A 21,034-nucleotide genomic window follows, 5' to 3' on the forward strand; every position below is an offset into this window, starting at 1 on the left:
GACGCCGCCCATCCGACCGCCGGTGACGCGGCATCGGCCGACCCCGCCGCCGACCCCACGGCCCTCGCGATCCGCGGCGTCCTCGCCCGCCTCCTCGCCGCGCACTTCGACGTGCCGGTGCCGGCCGGCGACGTCGCCTACCTCGCGCTCCTCGTGCGCACGCGCGTCGTCACGCCCGGCAACGAGCAGTCGCTCGCCACCGTGATGAAGGAGCACGTCGTCGAGAGCGACCTCGACGTGGTGCGCGCCATCGTCCGCCGCGTGAAGCAGGAGTACCTGGTGGACCTCGAGGACGAGGACTTCACGGTCCGCTTCTCGCTGCACCTGGGCAACCTCGTGGCGCGCGCCGCCGACCGCTCGTTCTCCCGGAACCCCCTCGCACGCTCCATCAAGACCAGCTACCCGATGACCTACGAGATCGCCGTGTTCATCGCGAGCGAGGTGCAGCGGCGGCGCGGGATCGCGATCAACGACGACGAGATCGCCTACATCGCCCTGCACGTGGGCTCGCACCGGGAGCGGATCGCACGCCGCGACGACCGGGTGGCGTGCGCGCTCGTGTGCCCGAACTACTACGACCTGCACCAGATCATGCGCCAGCGCATCGAGCAGGCGCTCGGCGCGGACATCAGCGTCGACGCCGTGGTCACCCGCACCGACGTCGACGCGCACGCGCTCGGGGTGCAGCTCGTGATCGACGCGACCGGCACGCGCCCGCCTGCCGACGACGTCGTGGTCGTCCAGCCGCTGCCGACGCCCGACGACATCGAGTCGATCCGCCGGGCCGTCGCCCGCGTCCGCCGGCACGCGCGCCGCAGCTCCATGAAGCACGACCTGCTGCGATTCCTCGACGAGTCGCTGTTCTTCCGCGACCTGCACGCGCCCGACGAGGAGGCCATGATCCGGCTGCTCGGCGGGAAGATGGTGGAGCAGGGGATCATCGAGCCCGAGTACATCGAGGGCGCCATCGAGCGCGAGCGCCTGTCGTCGACGGCCTTCACCGACACGCTCGCCGTCCCGCACTCGCTCGCGATGACGGCGCACCGCACGGCCATCGCCATCGTGGTGAACGACGAGGCGATGCAGTGGGGCGGCAACCGCGTGCACGTGGTCGCGCTGGTCGCCTTCAGCGCCAGCGGCCGCACGAGCTTCCAGCACGTGTTCGACCAGTTCGTCGAGGTCTTCTCCGACCACCGCGACGTGCAGGCGATCATGCGGGCGTCGGGATCGCACGGCTCCTTCATCGAGGAGCTCGTGCACGTCATGGACACCTGAGCGGGCGACCGCTCAGCGGATCGGGCAGGTCCGGCGCACCCGGACGTCAGGGCGCGACGGGCGTGACGCCCCGCGGCACGAGGCGCGAGGCGCCGCCGTCCGCGAGCGTGAGCACCCAGATGCCGCGCGCGTGGACCGCGACCGAGTGCTCCCAGTGCGAGGCCATGCTGCCGTCGACCGTGGCGACGGTCCAGTCGTCGTCGAGGACGCGCGTCTCCGCCTCGCCGTCGGTGATCATCGGCTCGATCGCCACGACGAGCCCGGGCTTCACCGCGGGGCCCTTGCCGCGCACGCGGTAGTTGAACACCGGCGGATCCTCGTGCATGCTCCGGCCGATGCCGTGCCCCGTGTAGTCCATGACGATGCCGAACGACCCCGCCGCCTCGACGCTCTCCTCGACGGCCTCGCCGACCTCGTTGAGGTGCGACGCGGTCGCGAGCCGGGCGATGCCCGCCCAGAGCGCGTCCTCGGTGACGCGGGACAGGAGCTCGCGGGCCTCGACGACGTCGGGGCGCGCGGGATCCGGCACGACCACCGTCATCGCCGAGTCGCCGTTCCAGCCGTCGATCTCCGCGCCGCTGTCCACCGAGACGATGTCGCCCGGCTGCAGCACGCGGTCGCCCGGGATGCCGTGCACGACCTCGTCGTTCACCGAGACGCACACCGTGTGGCGGTATCCGGGGACGAGCTGGAAGTTCGAGTGCCCGCCGAGCGCGCGGATGGCACCGTCGGCGGCGGCGTCGAGCTCGGCCGTCGTGACGCCCGGCGCGATGAGGCCGCGGACGGCGTCGAGCGACGCCGCGGTCGCGAGGCCGGGCGCCACCATGCGGCGGATCTCGTCCGGGGTCTTGTAGATGCCCGGCGTACGACGGAGCGCGCCCATGCTCTACGCGCGGCCGGCGTCGGAGGAGGGACGGACGCCGCGACCCGCGAGGGCCGTGCGGATGCGCGCGGCGACCTCGTCGACCTCGCCCAGCCCGTCGACCTCGACCAGCAGGCCTCGCTCGCGGTACACGTCGATGAGGGGGCTCGTCTCGCGGACGTAGACCTCCTGGCGGTGCCGGATCTCGTCCTCGCCGTCGTCGGCGCGGCCCTGCTCGACTGCGCGGCGCGTCAGCCGGGCGACGACCTCGTCCTCGTCGGCGACGAGCTGGATCACCGCGTCGAGCTCCTGGCCCCAGCCCTGCAGCAGCTCCTCCAGGTACGCGACCTGGTCGAGCGTGCGCGGGTAGCCGTCGAGCAGGAAGCCCGCCTGGGCGTCCTCCTCCTGGAGACGCGCGGTGATGAGCCGGTTGGTGAGCTCGTCCGGGACGTAGTCGCCCGCGTCGACGAGCGCCTGGACCTGCTGGCCGAGCTCGGTGCGGTCCTTGATGTTCTGGCGGAAGATGTCGCCCGTGGAGACGTCGGGGATCCCGTGCTCCTCCGCGATGCGCTTCGCCTGCGTGCCCTTGCCCGCACCGGGAGGGCCGACGATCAGGAGCCGGGTCACTTCAGCAGCCCCTCGTAGTGCCGCTGCTGCAGCTGCGAGTCGATCTGCTTCACCGTCTCGAGGCCGACGCCCACGACGATGAGGATGCTCGCGCCGCCGAACGGGAAGTTCTGGTTGGCGCCGACGACCGACAGGGCGATGAGCGGCAGGAGCGCGACGAGGCCGAGGTACAGCGAGCCCGGCAGCGTGATGCGCGTGAGCACGTAGTCGAGGTACTCCGCCGTCGGGCGTCCCGCGCGGATGCCGGGGATGAAGCCGCCGTACTTCTTCATGTTGTCGGCGACCTCCTCCGGGTTGAAGGTGATGGCGACGTAGAAGTACGTGAAGCCGACGATCAGCAGGAAGTACATCGCCATGTAGAGCGGGTGGTCGCCCGTCGTGAGGTTGTCGGTGATCCACTGCACCCACGGCGCCGGCGCCTGGCCGACGGCCGGCTGGTTGAACTGCGCGACCAGGGCGGGCAGGTACAGCAGCGACGACGCGAAGATGACGGGCACGACGCCGGCCATGTTCACCTTGATGGGGATGTAGGTGTTGTTGCCGCCGTAGGTGCGGCGGCCGACCATGCGCTTGGCGTACTGCACGGGGATCCGGCGCTGCGACTGCTCGACGTAGACGACGGCGGCGACGACGAGGAGCCCGACCGCGATGACCAGGGCGAAGACCTCCCAGCCGCGGCTCTGCTGGATGGCGAGGAGCGAGGTCGGGAACGCGGCGGCGACCGACGTGAAGATGAGGAGCGACATGCCGTTGCCGATGCCGCGCTCGGTGATGAGCTCGCCCATCCACATGATGAGGCCGGTGCCGGCGGTCATCGTGATGACCATGAGCATGATCGCGTACCAGGCGTCGTTCGTGACGAGCTGCGTGCAGGCGCTGACGTTGGTCTGCCCGAAGAGCGCACCGCTGCGCGCGACCGTGATCAGCGTCGTGGACTGCAGCACCGCGAGGGCGATCGTGAGGTAGCGCGTGTACTGCGTGAGCTTGGCCTGGCCGGACTGGCCCTCCTTGTAGAGGGTGTCGAAGTGCGGGATGACCACGCGGAGCAGCTGGACGATGATCGACGCCGTGATGTACGGCATGATGCCCAGCGCGAAGATGGAGAGCTTCAGCAGCGCTCCGCCGCTGAAGAGGTTGACGAGCTCGTAGAGGCCCGAGGTGCCCTGGTTCGCCGCGAGGCACGACTGCACGTTGGCGAAGTCGACGAACGGCGCCGGGATGAAGGATCCGAGGCGGAAGAGGGCGATGATGCCCAGCGTGAACCCGATCTTGCGACGCAGATCGGGGGTGCGGAAGATCCTGACGACGGCGCTCAACACGGAGGGTGTCCTGCTTTCTGTGGGAGGTCCGCCGGGAGGCGGGGGTCGGGCCGACCCGATGCGGCCCCAGGTGCCGGTAGGGGCGGCCGGTTTCCCGACCGCCCCTGCCTGCGTCCTGAAGTGCTACTTGACGGAGCCGCCTGCTGCGACGATCTTCTCCGCAGCGGAGCCGGAGACCTTGTCGACAGCAACCGTCAGCTTAACCGAGATGTCGCCGTCCCCGAGGACCTTGACCTTCTCGTTCTTGCGCACGGCACCCTTGGCGACGAGGTCGCTCGTGGTGACGTCGCCGCCGTCGGGGTAGAGCACGGCGAGCTTCTCCAGGTTGACCACCTGGTACTCGACGCGGAACGGGTTCTTGAACCCGCGGAGCTTCGGGGTGCGCATGTGCAGCGGCATCTGCCCACCCTCGAAGCCGATGCGGACCGTGTAGCGGGCCTTCGTGCCCTTGGTGCCACGACCCGCGGTCTTGCCCTTCGAGCCCTCACCGCGGCCGACACGCTGGCGTGCCTTCTTGGCCCCGGCGGCGGGACGGAGGTGGTGGACCTTGAGGACCTGCTCGCGCTTGACCGTCTCCGTCTGGCCGACCGTGGTCGACTCAGCGGAGGCGGCGGCGGCCGCAGGGGCCTTCGCGGTCTTCTTGGGTGCGGCCTTGGGCGCCTTCACGGGCGCCTCGGCCGACTCGTTCTTCTCAGCCATCAGTCGATCTCCTCCACCTTCACCAGGTGCGCGACGGTGTTGACGTAGCCGCGGTTCTGGGCGTTGTCCTCTCGGACCACCACGGCACCGATGCGACGGAGCCCGAGGCTCCGCAGGGTGTCGCGCTGGTTCTGCTTCTCGCTGATCTTGGACTTGATCTGCGTCACTCGGAGCTGAGCCATCAGACACCTGCCTTCGCGTCGGCCTCGGCACGCTGGGCGCGGAGGATGCGGGCCGGGACGACCTGCTCCAGCTCGAGCCCACGACGGGCTGCGACGGCGCGCGGCTCCTCGAGCTGCTTGAGCGCCTCGACCGTGGCGTGCACGATGTTGATCGTGTTCGACGATCCGAGCGACTTGCTCAGCACGTCGTGGATGCCGGCGCACTCGAGCACCGCGCGGACGGGGCCACCGGCGATGACGCCGGTACCCGCGGACGCGGGGCGCAGGAGGACGACTCCGGCGGAGGCCTCACCCTGCACGGCGTGCGGGATGGTCAGGCCGATGCGGGGGACGCGGAAGAAGTTCTTCTTCGCCTCCTCGACGCCCTTGGAGATGGCGGTCGGGACCTCGCGGGCCTTGCCGTAGCCGACGCCGACCAGTCCGTTGCCGTCTCCGACGATCACGAGCGCGGTGAAGCTGAAGCGACGACCGCCCTTGACGACCTTGGACACGCGGTTGATGGTGACGACGCGCTCCAGGAACTGGCTCTTGTCGGCATCACGGCCACCGCGGCTGTCACGGCCGCCCTGGTTCCGGTCACGCCCGCCACGACGGCCCTCACGGCCCTCGTTCTGCGCGGGTGCGGTGGACGCCGCGGTCTCGACGGGCGTCTCCGCCACTGCCACAACCTCGGGCTCCTTGTTGTTGTTCTCGGCTGCGCTCACAGGCTCAGACCACCCTCTCGAGCTCCTTCGGCGATGGCCGCGACGCGTCCTGCGTAGCGGTTGCCACCACGATCGAATACGACGCTCTCCACGCCGGCCGCCTTGGCGCGCTCGGCGACGAGCTCGCCGACCTTGCGCGACTTGGCGGTCTTGTCGCCGTCGAACGTGCGCAGGTCGGCCTCGAGGGTCGACGCGGACGCGACGGTGTGACCACGGCTGTCATCCACGACCTGCACGAAGACGTGGCGGGCCGAACGGGTGACGACCAGGCGCGGACGCAGCTCGGTGCCCTCGACCTTCTTGCGCAGACGTGCGTGCCTGCGGCCGCGGGCGGCGGACTTGCTTTTTCCTCTAACTCCGAGAGCCATGATCACTTACCACTCTTTCCGGCCTTGCGGCGAACGTTCTCGCCGGCGTAGCGGACGCCCTTGCCCTTGTAGGGCTCGGGCTTGCGAATCTTGCGGATGTTGGCGGCCGTCTCGCCGACGAGCTGCTTGTCGATGCCGACGACCGTCATCTTGTTGACGCCCTCGACGGTGAAGCTGATGCCCGCGGGCGCCTCGACGTACACGGGGTGGGAGAAGCCGAGCGCGAACTCGACGCCCTTGTCCTTGAGCGCGACGCGGTAACCCGTGCCGACGATCTCGAGGCCCTTGGTGTAGCCGGTGGTGACGCCGACGATCTGGTTGGCGATGAGGCTGCGCGTGAGGCCGTGGAGCGAGCGCGACTCGCGCTCGTCGTCGGGACGGGTGACGAGCACCTGTCCGTCCTGGACCTCGGCGCGGATGGGCTGCGCGACGGCGAGGCTCAGCTCGCCCTTCGGGCCCTTGACCGTGACGCGCTGGCCGTCGACGGTGACGTCGACCCCTGCGGGCACGTCGATGGGGAGTCTTCCGATACGTGACATGGCGTTACCACACGTAGGCGAGGACTTCCCCACCCACGCCCTTCTTCGCAGCCTGGCGGTCCGTGAGGAGCCCCGAGGAGGTGGACAGGATGGCGACCCCGAGGCCGCCGAGGACCTGGGGGATCTCCGCGGACTTCGCGTACACGCGCAGTCCGGGCTTCGACACGCGCTTGATGCCCCGGATGGAGCGCTCGCGGTCGGGACCGAACTTGAGGCTGAGCGTCAGCGTCTGGCCGACGCGGGCGTCCGCGACGTCCCAGCCGGCGATGAAGCCCTCGGACTTGAGGATGTCGGCGATGTGCGACTTGAGCTTGGAGTGCGGCATGGAGACCGTGTCGTGGTGCGCGGAGTTCGCGTTCCGGAGTCGGGTCAGCATGTCAGCGACCGGGTCGGTCATTGTCATATCTGGTGGTGCCTCTCTCGCCTGGTTTCGTTCATCCGGACACGGATGACGACCTGTGGTGGTGGCGGCGCCGGACGGAGGTGCCCGGCGCCGATCGTGCGGTGATGCGGTCGTGCGGCGGTGCTCGTTACGGCGTGTTCTCGGGGGTCTGGAACGGGAAGCCGAGCGCCTTGAGCAGCGCGCGTCCCTCGTCGTCCGTCCGAGCGGTCGTGACGACCGTGATGTCCATGCCGCGGACCCGGTCGATGCGGTCCTGGTCGATCTCGTGGAACATGGACTGCTCGTTGAGACCGAACGTGTAGTTGCCGTTGCCGTCGAACTGCTTCGGGCTGAGCCCGCGGAAGTCGCGGATGCGGGGCAGGGCGAGGGACAGCAGGCGGTCGAGGAACTCCCACATGCGGTCGCCGCGCAGCGTCACGTGGGTGCCGATGGCCTGGCCCTCACGCAGCTTGAACTGGGCGATCGACTTGCGGGCCTTCGTGACCTGCGGCTTCTGGCCCGTGATCTTGGTGAGGTCGGCGACCGCGCCGTCGATGATCTTGCCGTCGCGAGCCGCGTCCCCGACACCCATGTTCACGACGATCTTCGTGAGCCCGGGCACCTGGTGCACGTTCGTGAAGCCGAGATCAGCGGTCAGCTGGCTGACGATCTCGGTGCGGTACTTCTGCTTCAGGCGCGGGAGCTGCTTGCCCTCGGCCGTGCCAGCGGTTGCGGTGTCGGTCATTGCTAGAGGTCCTTACCTGACTTCTTGGCGTAGCGGACGCGGACGGTCTTGGAGACCCCGTCCTTCTCGACCTGCTCGGTCCGGAAGCCGACTCGCGTGGGCTTCTTGGACTCGGGGTCGACGAGCGCGACGTTGGAGATGTGGATGGGCGCCTCGACGGTCTCGATGCCGCCGGTCTTGGAGCCGCGCTGCGTCTGGCCGACGCGGACGTGCTTCGTGACGAAGTTCACGCCCTCGACGACGACGCGGTTGCGCTCGACCAGCACGGACAGGACACGGCCCTGCTTGCCCCGGTCGCCGCCCTTGGCCTGCGTGCGACCCGTGATGACCTGAACGAGGTCACCCTTCTTGATGTTCGCCATGACTAAATGACCTCCGGTGCCAGCGAGATGATCTTCATGAACTTCTTGTCCCGGAGCTCGCGGCCCACCGGTCCGAAGATGCGGGTGCCGCGGGGCTCCCCGTTGCTGTTCAGGATGACGGCGGCGTTCTCGTCGAACTTGATGTACGAGCCGTCGGGACGGCGCGTCTCCTTCTTGGTGCGGACGATGACGGCCTTGACGACCTCGCCCTTCTTGACGTTTCCGCCGGGGATCGCGTCCTTGACGGTCGCGACGATGACGTCGCCCAGACCGGCGTAGCGGCGACCCGAGCCACCGAGCACGCGGATGGTCAAGATCTCCTTGGCACCCGTGTTGTCCGCGATCTTGAGGCGGGATTCCTGCTGAATCACTGTTGCTCCTTATCCAAGCAGCCGGGGCTACTTGGCCTTCTCGAGGATCTCGACCAGGCGCCAGCGCTTGGAGGCGCTGAGGGGACGGGTCTCGTTGATCAGGACCAGGTCGCCGATGCCGGCGCTGTTCGCCTCGTCGTGCGCCTTGACCTTGGAGGTGCGGCGGATGACCTTGCCGTACAGCGGGTGCTTCACGCGGTCCTCGACCTCGACGACGATGGTCTTGTCCATCTTGTCGCTGGTGACGTATCCACGACGGGACTTGCGGTAGCCGCGGTCGACCGTCGCGGTGTCAGCCGTGTTCTTCTCTTCGGCGTTCGCCATGATCAAGCCTCCTCAGCCTTCTCGGTGACGGCGGCGTCGTCGGCCTTCGCGGCCTTCTTCGTCGCCTTCTTCTTCTCGGGCTTCTCGGGGACCTCGACGGGGGCGGGCGTGGCACGGATGCCCAGCTCGCGCTCGCGGATGACCGTGTAGATCCGAGCGATGTCGCGCTTGACCGCGCGGAGGCGGCCGTGGCTGTCGAGCTGTCCGGTGGCCGACTGGAAGCGCAGGTTGAACAGCTCCTCCTTGGCCTTCTTCAGCTCTTCGACGAGTCGCTCGTCCTCAAAAGTGTCCAGCTCGACGGGGGCGAGCTCCTTGGAACCGATCGCCATTATGCGTCGCCTTCCTCGCGCTTGATGATGCGTGCCTTGAGGGGCAGCTTGTGGATGGCCCGGGTGAGCGCCTCGCGCGCCGTGACCTCGTCGACGCCGGCGAGCTCGAAGAGCACGCGACCCGGCTTGACGTTCGCGACCCACCACTCGGGCGAGCCCTTTCCGGAACCCATGCGGGTCTCGGCGGGCTTCTTGGTGAGGGGGCGGTCGGGGTAGATGTTGATGTACACCTTGCCGCCGCGCTTGACGTGGCGCGTCATGGCGATTCGAGCGGACTCGATCTGGCGGTTGGTGACGTAGGCAGGCGTGAGGGCCTGGATTCCGTACTCGCCGAACGACACGACGGTGCCGCCGGTCGCGTGGCCGGAACGACCCGGGTGGTGCTGCTTGCGGTGCTTGACTCGACGGGGGATCAACATGGTTACGCCTCAACTCCTGCTGCGGCGACCGGCGCTGCCTCGGCGGCCGGCGCGGTGCGCGGCGCGTTGGTGCGGCGATCTCCGGTTCGACCGTCGGAACGGTCGTTACGACGCTCCGGGCGCGACGACTTCTGGTTCGCCTGCTCCCGAGCGAGATCCTTGTTGGTGATGTCGCCCTTGTAGACCCAGACCTTCACGCCGATGCGGCCGAAGGAGGTGCGGGCCTCGTAGAAGCCGTAGTCGATGTTCGCGCGGAGGGTGTGCAGCGGTACGCGTCCCTCGCGGTAGAACTCCGAGCGGCTCATCTCGGCGCCGCCGAGGCGGCCCGACACCTGGATGCGGACGCCCTTGGCGCCGGCGCGCTGCGCGCCCTGCAGGCCCTTGCGCATCGCGCGGCGGAACGCCACACGACCCGCGAGCTGCTCGGCGATGCCCTGGGCGACCAGCTGCGCCTCGGCCTCGGGGTTCTTCACCTCGAGGATGTTGAGCTGGATCTGCTTGCCCGTGAGCTTCTCGAGGTCGGCGCGGATGCGCTCGGCCTCGACGCCGCGGCGGCCGATGACGATGCCGGGACGCGCCGTGTAGATGTCCACGCGGACACGGTCACGGGTGCGCTCGATCTCGATGCGCGCCACACCGGCGCGGTCGAGGCTCGTCTTGAGCATGGTGCGGATGCGCACGTCCTCGGCGACGTAGTCGCTGTAACGCTGCCCCTTCTTCGTGCTGTCCGAGAACCAACGCGACACGTGGTCGGTGGTGATCCCGAGACGGAACCCGTACGGGTTGACCTTCTGTCCCATTACTTGCTCGCCTTCTTCGTGGTCGTCGCCACGTCCGCCTCATCCGGCGTCGCGAGGACGACCGTGATGTGGCTGGTGCGCTTGTTGATACGGAATGCGCGACCCTGTGCGCGCGGCTGGAACCGCTTGAGGGTGGTGCCCTCGTCCACGAACGCCTTGGCGATGTAGAGGTCCTGCTCCGCGAGGAAGCTGTTGGACGCGTCGGCCTTGACCCGCGCGTTCGCCATGGCCGAGGCCACCAGCTTGTAGATCGGCTCGCTCGCGCCCTGCGGCGCGAACTTCAGGATGGCCAGGGCCTCCTCGGCCTGCTTGCCACGGATCATGTCCACGACGCGACGGGCCTTCTGGGGGGTGACGCGGATGTGACGCACGCGTGCGATCGACTCCACCATTTCTCTCCTCCTTCTCGTCGCCGCGTTAGCGGCGACGACCCTTCTTGTCGTCCTTCACGTGGCCGCGGAAGGTGCGCGTGAGCGCGAACTCGCCGAGCTTGTGGCCGACCATGGACTCCGTGACGAACACGGGGACGTGCTTGCGACCGTCGTGCACCGCGATGGTGTGACCCAGCATCGCCGGGATGATCATCGAGCGGCGCGACCAGGTCTTGATCACGTTCTTGCTGCTGGCCTCGTTCGCCGAGATCACCTTGCGGAGCAGGTGGTCGTCGACGAAGGGGCCCTTCTTCAGACTGCGTGGCATCTTCTACAACTCCTACTTGCGCTTCTTGCCGGCGTTGCGGCGGCGAACGATGAGCTTGTCGCTGGGCTTGTTGATGTGGCGCGTGCGGCCTTCCTTCTGGCCCCACGGGCTGACCGGGTGGCGTCCACCGGAGGTCTTGCCCTCACCACCACCGTGCGGGTGGTCGACGGGGTTCATCGCGACACCGCGGACGGTCGGGCGGACGCCCTTCCAGCGCATGCGGCCGGCCTTGCCCCAGTTGATGTTCGACTGCTCGGCGTTGCCGACCTCGCCGATGGTCGCGCGGCAGCGCGCATCGACGTTGCGGATCTCGCCGGAGGGCAGGCGCAGCTGGGCGTAGGGGCCGTCCTTCGCCACGAGGCGCACGGAGGCGCCGGCGGAGCGGGCCATCTTCGCGCCGCCGCCGGGGCGGAGCTCGATGGCGTGGATGACGGTACCCGTCGGGATGTTGCGCAGCGGCAGGTTGTTGCCGGGCTTGATGTCGGCCTGGGCGCCCGACTCGATCTTGTCGCCCTGCTTCAGCTTGTTCGGCGCGAGGATGTAGCGCTTCGTGCCGTCGATGAAGTGCAGCAGCGCGATGCGCGCCGTGCGGTTGGGGTCGTACTCGATGTGGGCGACGGTCGCGATGACGCCGTCCTTGTCGTTGCGCTTGAAGTCGATCACGCGGTACTGGCGCTTGTGGCCACCACCGATGTGACGGGTCGTGATCCGACCCTGGTTGTTGCGGCCACCGGTCTTGGAGAGCGGGCGGAGCAGCGACTTCTCGGGCGTCGAGCGCGTGATCTCCACGAAGTCGGCGACGGACGAACCGCGACGACCCGGGGTCGTGGGCTTGTACTTGCGAATAGCCATTGGTGTTTTCCTAGTCCCGGTCTCAGCCGACAGTCGTGAAGATGTCGATGGAGCCCGACTTGAGGGAGACGATGGCGCGCTTGGTGTCCTTGCGCTTGCCCATCCCGAACTTGGTCCGGCGGGTCTTGCCCTGCTTGTTGAGCGTGTTGACCGACGCGACCTGCACGCCGAAGATCTTCTCGATCGCGAGCTTGATCTCGGTCTTGTTCGAGCGGGGGTCCACGATGAACGTGTACTTGCCCTGGTCGATCAGGCCGTAGCTCTTCTCGGAGACGACCGGCGCGATGATGATGTCGCGGGGGTCCTTCTGGGTGGCGCTCATGCGGCAACCTCTTCCTTGGCCGTCTTCGACTCGACGAACGCGTCGAACGCGCCCTTCGTGAAGACGATGTCGTCGCTCACGAGCACGTCGTACGCGTTGAGCTGGTCGTAGGACAGCACGTGGACCGTCGGGATGTTGCGCACGCTGCGGAGGCTGACCTCGTCGGTGCGCTCCAGGACGATGAGGACGTGCTTGCTCGTGGCGATGCCGTCGAGCAGCGCGACCACGGTCTTCGTCGAGGGGACGTCTCCGGCGGCGAGGCTCTCGATGACGTGGAGGCGGGCGCCGCGCGCGCGGTCGGAGAGCGCGCCGAGCAGAGCCGCGGCGATCATCTTCTTGGGGGTGCGCTGCGAGTAGTTGCGGGGCGTGGGCCCGTGGACGATGCCACCGCCGGTCATCTGGGGGGCGCGGATCGAGCCCTGACGAGCGCGACCGGTTCCCTTCTGCTTGAACGGCTTGCGGCCGGCGCCGGAGACCTCGCCGCGGCCCTTGGTCTTGTGCGTGCCCTGGCGCGCCGCGGCGAGCTGGGCGACGACGACCTGGTGGATGAGCGGGACGTTGGTCTGCACGTCGAAGATCGACGCGGGCAGGTCGACGGAGCCGGTGACTGCACCGGTCGCGTCGAGGACGTCGAGCTGGGTGTCGGTAGCCATGACTACTTCCCCTTCACTGCGTTGCGGACGAAGACGATGCGGCCACGCGCGCCGGGCACTGCGCCCTTGACGAGCAGGAGGCCCTTCTCGGCGTCCACGCTGTGGACGACGAGGTTCAGCACGGTGACGCGCTCGCCGCCCATGCGACCGGCCATGCGCATGCCCTTGAAGACACGGCTGGGGGTCGAGGAGGCGCCGATGGAGCCGGGCTTGCGGTGGTTGCGGTGCGAACCGTGCGAGGCCGAGACGCCCTTGAAGTTGTGGCGCTTCATGACGCCGGCGAAGCCCTTGCCCTTGCTGGTGCCGACGACGTCGACCTTGGATCCGGGCTCGAAGGCGCCGACGGTGATCTCCTGGCCGAGCGTGTACTCGGCGAAGTCGGCCGTGCGGACCTCGGTGAGGTGGCGGCGCGGCGTGACGCCGGCCTTGTCGAAGTGACCGGTGCTGGGCTTGTCGGCCTTGCGGGGGTCGATCTGGCCGTAGGCGATCTGGATGGCGCCGTAGCCGTCCACCTCGGGCGTGCGCACCTGGGTGACGACGTTCGGGGTGATCTGCACGACGGTCACGGGGATGAGCTTGTTGTTCTCGTCCCACACCTGCGTCATGCCCAGCTTCGTGCCGAGCAGACCGGTGAAAGTCCTGTTAGCGGTAGACATGGGTTCCCTTAGAGCTTGATCTCGATGTTGACGTCGGCCGGGAGGTCGAGTCGCATGAGCGAGTCGACCGCCTTCGGCGTCGGGTCGACGATGTCGATCAGACGCTTGTGCGTGCGCATCTCGAAGTGCTCGCGGCTGTCCTTGTACTTGTGGGGGGAACGGATCACGCAGATCACGTTCTTCTCCGTGGGCAGCGGCACCGGGCCGACGACCGTGGCGCCCGCGCGGGTCACCGTGTCGACGATCTTCCGGGCCGAGGAGTCGATGACCGAGTGGTCGTACGACTTAAGTCGGATGCGGATCTTCTGTCCCGCCATGTGTGACTCTCTCTCTTTCGTGCGTCATGCGGCCTCGGACCGTATTGGACGCGTGTGTCCCTCGCTCGGACGGTCGTGCCTCGTGGCGCGCCCCATCCGTCGTGCACCCGGGCGCGCATCGTGGGACGCGGCCTCGGGCAGCTCGTGCACCCGCCCGCATGCGGGCGCGGACGAGCGGTGCTCATCCGGTGGGTGTCGTGTGCTTCTGCTCTGCTGCCCGCGGCCTAACCTGCTCCGGGAGCGACGAGCGCTCCGGGCGGCTATGCACTGCCTGGCAGTGATCCGACGTCTCGCGCGCAGGGCGGCGTGCGTCGGAATGTTGAACTAGACGAGTTTGTCATAGTCCGGCCACGCGTGCAACCCGGGCGTGTCGCGCCCACTCCCCCGTGTTTCCGGGGCTCCCGGCGCCTGGCGGCGCATGGGCGGGGACGCCGTCCGGATCACCGGAACAGCAGGTTCCGCAGCTCCGTCTCCCCTGACGCGGTGCGCTGCGGGTCGATCGTGCGGCCGTGCGCGTACTCGTCCACGAGACGCGGATCCACGTAGCTGTTCTTCGCGATGGTCGGGGTGTTGCTCAGGACCTCGGCGGCGTCCCGGTAGGCCTGCGCGAGCGCCCGCTGCCGCTTGCCCTTCGTCTCCTCCGGTCCGTGCTTGGCGAGGCTGATCGCCGCGGCGACCGTGCCGTGGAGCGTGCGGAAGTCCTTGGCCGTGAACTCCCCGCCCGTGCGCTCGCGGACGTAGTCGTTGATGTCGGCGGCACCCAGCGGATGCCACTCCCCGTGGTCCTCGTAGGCCAGCAGCCGCGCGTTCGGGCCGCGGTCGTGCAGGCCCTCGACGACCCGCACGAGGTCGCGGTCGCGGATGTCGCTCGACCACTCCTGTCCGCTCTTCGCGGGGAACTCGAGGTGCACGGTGTCGCCGTGCACGGTGACGTGCGAGCACAGCAGCGTCGACAGCCCGTGGCTGCCGTTCGACTCCGTGTAGCGCTCGCTGCCCACGCGGAGGCTGCCCGTGTCCAGCATCCGGAAGCCAGCGGCCAGCGCGCGCTCGCGCGTGAACCCGTCCTGGCGGAGGTGGATGGTGACCTGGCGACGCGCGGCCGGCAGCGACTCGGCGAGCTGCAGCGCGCGGTCGAACTTGATCCGGTCCTTCTGCTCGCGCCAGGTCGGGTGGTAGATGTACTGCCTGCGTCCGGCGCTGTCCATCCCCGTGGCCTGCACGTGGCCGTTCTCGTACGGCGCTATCCAGACGTCGGTCCATGCGGGCGGGATGCCGAGGTGCTCCATGCGCGCGCGCAGGGCCTTGTCCGTGACGCGGTTGCCGTCGGAGTCGAGGTACGTCCAGCCCTTGCCGGCCCTCTTGCGGGTGTAGCCCTTGCCGGTGGCGTCGCTGCGCCGGAGTCTGACCATTGATCGAACCTACGCGTCCTGCCGCTATCCGTTAGGGCACGATCCGAAGGCTCCCGGTCAGCCGTGACACCTGCCCGCACGTTAACGGCCGACAGGGCCGGGCCATGACGGCCCGACCCTGTCGGAGGTGGTGCTGGTGGAGCTGGAGCTACTTGACGATCTTCGTGACCGTGCCGGCGCCGACGGTGCGGCCACCCTCACGGATGGCGAAGCCGAGGCCCTCCTCCATGGCGATCGGCTGGATCAGCGCGACGTTCATGTCGGTGGTGTCGCCGGGCATGACCATCTCGGTGCCCTCGGGCAGCGTGATGACGCCGGTGACGTCGGTGGTGCGGAAGTAGAACTGCGGACGGTAGTTCGCGTAGAACGGGTTGTGACGCCCGCCCTCCTCCTTGGAGAGGATGTACGCGGTGCCCTCGAAGTCCGTGTGCGGCGTGACCGAACCCGGCTTGACGATGACCTGGCCGCGCTCGACGTCCTCGCGCTTGGTGCCGCGGAGCAGGAGCCCGCAGTTCTCGCCGGCCCAGGCCTCGTCGAGCTGCTTGTGGAACATCTCGATGCCCGTGACGGTGGTCTTGACGGTGGGACGGATGCCCACGATCTCGACGTCCGAGTTGATGGCGAGGGTGCCGCGCTCGGCACGACCCGTGACGACGGTTCCACGACCGGTGATCGTGAAGACGTCCTCGACGGGCATGAGGAACGGCTTGTCCTTGTCGCGGACGGGCTCGGGGATGGACTCGTCGACCGCCTCCATGAGCTTGACGATCTGCTCGACCCACTTCTCGTCGCCCTCGAGCGCCTTGAGGCCGGAGACCTGGACGACGGGGGCGTTGTCGCCGTCGAAGTCCTGGCTGGAGAGCAGCTCGCGGACCTCGAGCTCGACGAGCTCGAGGATCTCCTCGTCGTCGACCATGTCGGACTTGTTGAGCGCGACGAGCAGGTACGGCACGCCGACCTGCTTCGCGAGCAGGACGTGCTCGCGCGTCTGCGCCATGGGGCCGTCGGTGGCGGCGACCACGAGGATCGCGCCGTCCATCTGGGCGGCGCCCGTGATCATGTTCTTGATGTAGTCAGCGTGACCCGGGGCGTCGACGTGAGCGTAGTGACGCTTGGGCGTCTCGTACTCGACGTGCGAGATGTTGATCGTGATGCCGCGCTGGCGCTCCTCGGGAGCGGAGTCGATGGACGCGAAGTCGCGCTGCACGTTGGTCGCCGACGGGTACTTGTCCGCCAGGACCTTGGAGATCGCTGCCGTCAGCGTCGTCTTGCCGTGGTCGACGTGACCGATCGTTCCGATGTTGACGTGCGGCTTGGTCCGCTCGAACTTGGCCTTACCCACTGTGGGTCCTCCTCAGGACTCGGTTGCGGGGCGTCCGGTTGTTCCCGGACGCCCAGCGTGTTGGAGATCTTGCTTATGGTACTGAAACGGCGGATGCCGCTCGAACTGGAGGGCTACTCGCCCTTGTTCTTCTGGACGATCTCGTCGGCGACAGCCTTCGGGACCTCGGCGTAGCTGCCGAAGCTCATCGAGTACACCGCGCGGCCCGAGGTCTTGCTCCTCAGGTCGCCGACGTAGCCGAACATCTCCGACAGGGGGACGTTCGCGGTGATGACCTTCACGCCGCTGGCGTCCTCCATCGCCTGGATCTGCCCGCGACGGGAGTTCAGGTCGCCGATGACGTCGCCCATGTACTCCTCGGGCGTGCGGACCTCGACGGCCATGAGCGGCTCGAGCAGCACGGGCTTCGCCTTGCGCGCGGCCTCCTTGAAGGCCATCGAGCCGGCGATCTTGAACGCCATCTCCGAGGAGTCGACGTCGTGCGCGGCGCCGTCGAGCAGCGTCGCCTTCACGCCGACCATCGGGTAGCCGGCGAGGATGCCGACCTGGAGGGCGTCCTGGATGCCCGCGTCCACCGAGGGGATGTACTCCCGGGGGACGCGACCGCCGGTGACCTTGTTGTCGAACTCGTAGGTCTTCTCCGCGGTCACCTCCATGGGCTCGATCTTGATCTGGATCTTGGCGAACTGGCCGGATCCACCCGTCTGCTTCTTGTGCGTGAAGTCGTGCTTGTCGACGGTGCCGCGGATGGTCTCGCGGTACGCGACCTGCGGCTTGCCGACGTTCGCCTCGACGTTGAACTCGCGCTTCATGCGGTCGACCAGGATGTCGAGGTGGAGCTCGCCCATTCCCTTGATGACCGTCTGACCGGTTTCCTGGTTCTGCTCGGTGCGGAAGGTCGGGTCCTCCTCGGCGAGCTTCTGGATGGCGACACCCAGCTTCTCCTGGTCGGCCTTCGTCTTCGGCTCGATCGCGACCTCGATGACGGGCTCGGGGAACGTCATCGACTCGAGGACGATCTGGTCCGTCGGGTCGCAGAGCGTGTCGCCCGTGGTCGTGTCCTTGAGGCCGATGACCGCGTAGATGTGACCCGCGGTGACCGAGTCGACCGGGTTCTCCTTGTTGGAGTGCATCTGGAAGATCTTCCCGATGCGCTCCTTCTTGCCCTTGGTCGAGTTGATGACCTGCGAGCCGCTCGCGATGTGACCCGAGTAGACGCGCACGTAGGTGAGGCGACCGAAGAACGGGTGCACCGCGACCTTGAACGCGAGCGCCGAGAAGGGCTCGGTCGAGTCGGGCTTGCGGATGATGATCTTCTCCTCATCGCGCACGTCGTGGCCCTCCATGGGGGGCACGTCGAGCGGGCTGGGGAGGTAGTCGATCACCGCGTCGAGCATCGGCTGGACGCCGCGGTTCTTGAACGCGGAGCCGCAGAGCACGGGGTAGATCTCGCTGTTGACGGTGAGCTTGCGGATGGCGGCCTTGATCTCCGCCACCGTCAGCTCCTCGCCGCCGAAGTACTTCTCGAGCAGCGCGTCGTCGGTCTCGGCGACGGTCTCGAGCAGCTTGGCCCGGTACTCGTCCGCCTTGTCCTGGAGGTCAGCGGGGATCTCCTCGATGTCGTACTTCGCACCGAGCTCGACGTCTCCCTTGGAGTCGCCGCGCCAGGTCAGCGCGCGCATCTCGACCAGGTCGATGACGCCCTCGAAGCCGCCCTCCGCGCCGATGGGCAGCTGGATGACCAGCGGCTTGGCGCCGAGGCGGTTCACGATGGTGTCGACCGTGAAGTAGAAGTCGGCGCCGAGCTTGTCCATCTTGTTGACGAAGCAAATGCGCGGCACGTCGTACTTGTCGGCCTGGCGCCACACCGTCTCGGACTGGGGCTCGACGCCCTCCTTGCCGTCGAACACGGCGACCGCGCCGTCGAGGACGCGGAGCGAACGCTCCACCTCGACGGTGAAGTCGACGTGCCCGGGGGTGTCGATGATGTTGATCTGGTTCTTGTTCCAGAAGCACGTCGTCGCGGCGGACGTGATGGTGATGCCGCGCTCCTGCTCCTGGGCCATCCAGTCCATCGTGGCGGCGCCGTCGTGGACCTCGCCGATCTTGTGAGTGATGCCCGTGTAGTACAGGATGCGCTCGGTGGTGGTGGTCTTGCCGGCATCGATGTGAGCCATGATGCCGATGTTGCGGACCTTGTTCAGGTCGGTGAGCACGTCCTGTGCCACAGGTTCCTCCGAAAGGGGTTGGTGGTGCTGTCGAACCAGGTGGTCGACTACCAGCGGTAGTGGGCGAACGCCTTGTTCGACTCGGCCATCTTGTGGGTGTCCTCGCGGCGCTTGACCGCGGCACCGAGGCCGTTGGATGCGTCGAGGATCTCGTTGGTGAGACGCTCGGTCATGGTCTTCTCGCGACGCGACTTGGCGTACGTCGTGAGCCAGCGCAGCGCGAGGGTGTTCGCGCGGTGCGGCTTGACCTCGATCGGCACCTGGTAGGTGGAGCCACCCACGCGGCGCGAGCGGACCTCGAGGGCCGGGCGGACGTTGTCGAGCGCCTTCTTCAGCGTGACGACGGCGTCCTGGCCGTTCTTCGCGGCGACGCCGGCGAGGGCGTCGTAGACGATCTTCTCGGCGAGGCCCTTCTTGCCGTCGAGCAGGATCTTGTTGACGAGCTGGCTGACGATCGGCGCACCGTAGACGGGATCTGCGACGACAGGGCGCTTGGGGGCGGGACCCTTGCGAGGCATTACTTCTTCTCCATCTTCGCGCCGTACCGGCTGCGAGCCTGCTTGCGGTTCTTCACGGCCTGGGTGTCGAGCGCGCCGCGGACGATCTTGTAGCGCACGCCGGGGAGGTCCTTCACGCGACCGCCGCGGACGAGGACCATGGAGTGCTCCTGGAGGTTGTGGCCCTCACCGGGGATGTAGGCCGTCACCTCCTGGCCGTTGCTGAGCTTGACGCGGGCGACCTTGCGCAGGGCCGAGTTCGGCTTCTTGGGCGTGGTCGTGTAGACGCGGGTGCAGACGCCGCGCTGCTGGGGGTTCGCCTTCAGGGCGGGCGCCTTGGTCTTGACGACCTTGGGCGTGCGGCCCTTGCGGACCAGCTGCTGGATGGTGGGCACTACGGGACTCCTCGATGCTGCACGGTGACAGCGGGTTGATGGTCAGCATTCGACGCCCGCGAGCGGGGATCGAGTTCAACTGGACCCGCGCGTCCGCCGACCACGGGAGTGGGAGGCGCCGGCGGGTATGCCGTGGGGGCCGGCCGAATGGACGAACCCTGATCGGTGTGCTCCTGGCCGGCTCGTGCGGACCGACTTCACGGCACGACACGAGCGCACGCCTGAGCGCACACCCCCGCAACGATACAGTTCCGCGACTCGCCGGTCAAACGGTGGACGACGGGCCGCGGGCCGCCAGCGCGACGGCGCCGAGCCCCAGCAGCGCCGAGATGCCGAGCACGGCGATGCCGAACGGATCCACCAGGTGGCGCACGGCGAAGGAGAGGCTCGCGAACACGTCCGCGCCGCCGAGCAGGTAGAGCACGGCGCCGACGATCCCGTAGGCGAGCCATGCGGCGGCGCCCCAGCCGAGCACGGGCAGGACGGGGATCCGGCGCTCGCGGCCGGCCTCGCGCGTGGTGCGGATGAGCCCGCCGGCGAAGACCAGCGTGGTGCTCACGACCATCACGGGGCCGAGGAGCACGCCCGCGTCGCGTTCGGGGATCACGTCGTCACCGCCGAACAGGGCGGCGAAGCCGAAGACGCACACGACGAGCGCGACGTGCATGACGGCGGCCAGGAGGGGGATCACTCCCCCAGCCTGACACGCGTCAGCGGTGGTCCGGCTGCTCCGCCAGCTTCCTGTCGTACTCGGCGCGGGCCTCGGCGTTCTTGGCCTTGACGCGACGGCCGCGGGCGCTGATGCCGGCGCCGAGCCAGGTGACGAGCTCGCGGGCGAGGAAGCCCGCGAGGATCCCGTCGGGGAAGGTCACCGTGCGCTGGAGCAGGAGCGCCTGCTCGGACGGGCCCAGGTCCATGACGCCGCCCTGGAGGAGGCGCGTGCCGACGTACACGGCGTAGACGAGGATCGCGACGGGCAGGCCGCCGAGGACGAACGCCCACCACTTCCCCCGGTTGACCAGGAGCGCGAGCAGCACGAAGAAGACGAGGAACGCGATGGTCGGCACGTAGAAGACGGGCGACGAGATGTAGCGGCCGAAGGACTCGCCGAACGCGTCCGGGTCGCGGACCGAGCCGAGCAGGGCGGCGCCGAGCGAGTACAGCAGGGCGAACAGGATCGCGGCGACGACGGCGATGAGCACGCCGAAGCCGCGGTTGCCGCGCTTCTCCGGCGGCACGGGGGCCTGGACGTAGATGGGCTGCGACTGCGACTGGCGCGCGGTCTCCTCGTCGCGGGCGCGGCGGTCGCGCTCGTCGCGCTCGCGGGCGTCGGCCTCGCGGGCCTCGCGCTCGCGGC

Annotated in this window: 31 protein-coding genes; 1 reads left to right on the forward strand and 30 read right to left on the reverse strand. The window is 68.4% G+C overall.

The annotated features are described in order from the left end of the window. A partial coding sequence (locus DZG00_RS02660) for a BglG family transcription antiterminator (protein WP_119455361.1) occupies positions 1-1,275 on the forward strand: 1,275 nt, incomplete at its 5' end. 46 nt (positions 1,276-1,321) lie between these two features. On the opposite strand, the gene map is transcribed toward DZG00_RS02660, so the two are convergent. The 30 genes from map to DZG00_RS02810 form a co-directional block, all read right to left on the reverse strand. After that, positions 1,322-2,158: a type I methionyl aminopeptidase gene (map, locus tag DZG00_RS02665; RefSeq protein WP_119381308.1), complete on the reverse strand. Its 837-nt coding sequence runs from the start codon at positions 2,156-2,158 to the stop codon at positions 1,322-1,324. 3 nt (positions 2,159-2,161) lie between these two features. Further along, complete coding sequence (locus tag DZG00_RS02670) at positions 2,162-2,764, reverse strand: adenylate kinase (protein WP_119381309.1); 603 nt, start codon at positions 2,762-2,764, stop codon at positions 2,162-2,164. After that, the gene (gene secY, locus DZG00_RS02675) at positions 2,761-4,083 is read right to left on the reverse strand and encodes a preprotein translocase subunit SecY (protein WP_119381310.1); all 1,323 of its coding nucleotides are present in this window, start codon (positions 4,081-4,083) and stop codon (positions 2,761-2,763) included. The genes DZG00_RS02670 and secY overlap by 4 nt, the downstream gene beginning before the upstream one ends. A gap of 123 nt (positions 4,084-4,206) precedes the next feature. Continuing rightward, the gene (rplO, locus tag DZG00_RS02680) at positions 4,207-4,782 is read right to left on the reverse strand and encodes a 50S ribosomal protein L15 (RefSeq protein ID WP_119381311.1); all 576 of its coding nucleotides are present in this window, start codon (positions 4,780-4,782) and stop codon (positions 4,207-4,209) included. Then, positions 4,782-4,964, reverse strand: coding sequence for a 50S ribosomal protein L30 (rpmD, locus tag DZG00_RS02685; RefSeq protein ID WP_012039289.1), 183 nt, complete (start codon positions 4,962-4,964; stop codon positions 4,782-4,784). The genes rplO and rpmD overlap by 1 nt, the downstream gene beginning before the upstream one ends. Then, the gene (rpsE, locus tag DZG00_RS02690) at positions 4,964-5,629 is read right to left on the reverse strand and encodes a 30S ribosomal protein S5 (RefSeq protein ID WP_012039290.1); all 666 of its coding nucleotides are present in this window, start codon (positions 5,627-5,629) and stop codon (positions 4,964-4,966) included. Before rpsE ends, rpmD begins: the two co-directional genes overlap by 1 nt. Positions 5,630-5,664: 35 nt before the next feature. Next, the gene (gene rplR / locus DZG00_RS02695; protein WP_119381318.1) at positions 5,665-6,036 is read right to left on the reverse strand and encodes a 50S ribosomal protein L18; all 372 of its coding nucleotides are present in this window, start codon (positions 6,034-6,036) and stop codon (positions 5,665-5,667) included. Between the two features lie 2 nt (positions 6,037-6,038). After that, a complete protein-coding gene (rplF, locus tag DZG00_RS02700; RefSeq protein WP_119381312.1) occupies positions 6,039-6,575 on the reverse strand; it encodes a 50S ribosomal protein L6 in 537 nt (178 codons plus the stop codon). A 4-nt stretch (positions 6,576-6,579) separates the two neighbouring features. Beyond that, a complete protein-coding gene (gene rpsH, locus DZG00_RS02705) occupies positions 6,580-6,978 on the reverse strand; it encodes a 30S ribosomal protein S8 (protein ID WP_012039293.1) in 399 nt (132 codons plus the stop codon). A gap of 127 nt (positions 6,979-7,105) precedes the next feature. Next, on the reverse strand, positions 7,106-7,702 hold the full coding sequence (gene rplE / locus DZG00_RS02710) for a 50S ribosomal protein L5 (protein WP_119381313.1): 597 nt from the start codon (positions 7,700-7,702) through the stop codon (positions 7,106-7,108). Between the two features lie 2 nt (positions 7,703-7,704). After that, positions 7,705-8,064, reverse strand: a complete 360-nt coding sequence (gene rplX, locus DZG00_RS02715; RefSeq protein ID WP_015491186.1) for a 50S ribosomal protein L24 — start codon at positions 8,062-8,064, stop codon at positions 7,705-7,707. A gap of 2 nt (positions 8,065-8,066) precedes the next feature. Beyond that, positions 8,067-8,435 (reverse strand): 50S ribosomal protein L14, encoded by a 369-nt coding sequence (gene rplN, locus DZG00_RS02720; protein WP_012039296.1) that lies wholly within the window; start codon positions 8,433-8,435, stop codon positions 8,067-8,069. A 27-nt stretch (positions 8,436-8,462) separates the two neighbouring features. Further along, a complete protein-coding gene (gene rpsQ / locus DZG00_RS02725; RefSeq protein ID WP_094116585.1) occupies positions 8,463-8,759 on the reverse strand; it encodes a 30S ribosomal protein S17 in 297 nt (98 codons plus the stop codon). A gap of 2 nt (positions 8,760-8,761) precedes the next feature. Further along, positions 8,762-9,088, reverse strand: a complete 327-nt coding sequence (gene rpmC / locus DZG00_RS02730) for a 50S ribosomal protein L29 (protein ID WP_012039298.1) — start codon at positions 9,086-9,088, stop codon at positions 8,762-8,764. Further along, positions 9,088-9,507: a 50S ribosomal protein L16 gene (rplP, locus tag DZG00_RS02735; protein ID WP_119381314.1), complete on the reverse strand. Its 420-nt coding sequence runs from the start codon at positions 9,505-9,507 to the stop codon at positions 9,088-9,090. The genes rpmC and rplP overlap by 1 nt, the downstream gene beginning before the upstream one ends. Before the next feature lie 2 nt (positions 9,508-9,509). Beyond that, positions 9,510-10,307: a 30S ribosomal protein S3 gene (gene rpsC / locus DZG00_RS02740; RefSeq protein WP_012039300.1), complete on the reverse strand. Its 798-nt coding sequence runs from the start codon at positions 10,305-10,307 to the stop codon at positions 9,510-9,512. Then, positions 10,307-10,699 carry a 50S ribosomal protein L22 gene (gene rplV, locus DZG00_RS02745; protein WP_012039301.1) on the reverse strand — a complete coding sequence of 131 codons (393 nt, stop codon included), beginning with the start codon at positions 10,697-10,699 and terminating at the stop codon, positions 10,307-10,309. Before rplV ends, rpsC begins: the two co-directional genes overlap by 1 nt. 25 nt (positions 10,700-10,724) lie before the next feature. After that, the gene (rpsS, locus tag DZG00_RS02750) at positions 10,725-11,006 is read right to left on the reverse strand and encodes a 30S ribosomal protein S19 (protein WP_012039302.1); all 282 of its coding nucleotides are present in this window, start codon (positions 11,004-11,006) and stop codon (positions 10,725-10,727) included. A 12-nt stretch (positions 11,007-11,018) separates the two neighbouring features. Then, a complete protein-coding gene (gene rplB / locus DZG00_RS02755) occupies positions 11,019-11,858 on the reverse strand; it encodes a 50S ribosomal protein L2 (RefSeq protein WP_053775257.1) in 840 nt (279 codons plus the stop codon). Positions 11,859-11,880: 22 nt separating this feature from the next. Further along, on the reverse strand, positions 11,881-12,180 hold the full coding sequence (gene rplW / locus DZG00_RS02760; protein WP_012039304.1) for a 50S ribosomal protein L23: 300 nt from the start codon (positions 12,178-12,180) through the stop codon (positions 11,881-11,883). Beyond that, positions 12,177-12,833, reverse strand: a complete 657-nt coding sequence (gene rplD / locus DZG00_RS02765) for a 50S ribosomal protein L4 (RefSeq protein WP_119381315.1) — start codon at positions 12,831-12,833, stop codon at positions 12,177-12,179. Before rplD ends, rplW begins: the two co-directional genes overlap by 4 nt. Before the next feature lie 2 nt (positions 12,834-12,835). Further along, positions 12,836-13,489: a 50S ribosomal protein L3 gene (rplC, locus tag DZG00_RS02770; protein WP_119381316.1), complete on the reverse strand. Its 654-nt coding sequence runs from the start codon at positions 13,487-13,489 to the stop codon at positions 12,836-12,838. An 8-nt stretch (positions 13,490-13,497) separates the two neighbouring features. Continuing rightward, positions 13,498-13,806: a 30S ribosomal protein S10 gene (rpsJ, locus tag DZG00_RS02775; RefSeq protein ID WP_012039307.1), complete on the reverse strand. Its 309-nt coding sequence runs from the start codon at positions 13,804-13,806 to the stop codon at positions 13,498-13,500. 440 nt (positions 13,807-14,246) lie between these two features. Next, positions 14,247-15,215, reverse strand: coding sequence for a DNA topoisomerase IB (locus DZG00_RS02780; RefSeq protein ID WP_119381317.1), 969 nt, complete (start codon positions 15,213-15,215; stop codon positions 14,247-14,249). A gap of 148 nt (positions 15,216-15,363) precedes the next feature. Then, positions 15,364-16,557, reverse strand: a complete 1,194-nt coding sequence (gene tuf / locus DZG00_RS02785) for an elongation factor Tu (protein ID WP_043584326.1) — start codon at positions 16,555-16,557, stop codon at positions 15,364-15,366. Between the two features lie 113 nt (positions 16,558-16,670). Next, positions 16,671-18,785: an elongation factor G gene (gene fusA / locus DZG00_RS02790; protein WP_119382450.1), complete on the reverse strand. Its 2,115-nt coding sequence runs from the start codon at positions 18,783-18,785 to the stop codon at positions 16,671-16,673. A 47-nt stretch (positions 18,786-18,832) separates the two neighbouring features. Continuing rightward, entirely contained in the window at positions 18,833-19,303 is a 471-nt protein-coding gene (gene rpsG / locus DZG00_RS02795) for a 30S ribosomal protein S7 (protein WP_012039311.1), read from the reverse strand. Then, entirely contained in the window at positions 19,303-19,677 is a 375-nt protein-coding gene (gene rpsL, locus DZG00_RS02800) for a 30S ribosomal protein S12 (RefSeq protein ID WP_012039312.1), read from the reverse strand. Before rpsL ends, rpsG begins: the two co-directional genes overlap by 1 nt. Positions 19,678-19,942: 265 nt before the next feature. Next, positions 19,943-20,368, reverse strand: a complete 426-nt coding sequence (locus tag DZG00_RS02805; RefSeq protein ID WP_233549108.1) for a DUF6121 family protein — start codon at positions 20,366-20,368, stop codon at positions 19,943-19,945. Between the two features lie 19 nt (positions 20,369-20,387). Next, a partial coding sequence (locus DZG00_RS02810; RefSeq protein ID WP_119455362.1) for a hypothetical protein occupies positions 20,388-21,034 on the reverse strand: 647 nt, incomplete at its 5' end.

Source organism: Clavibacter lycopersici (assembly GCF_003576405.1).
Taxonomy (GTDB): domain Bacteria; phylum Actinomycetota; class Actinomycetes; order Actinomycetales; family Microbacteriaceae; genus Clavibacter; species Clavibacter lycopersici.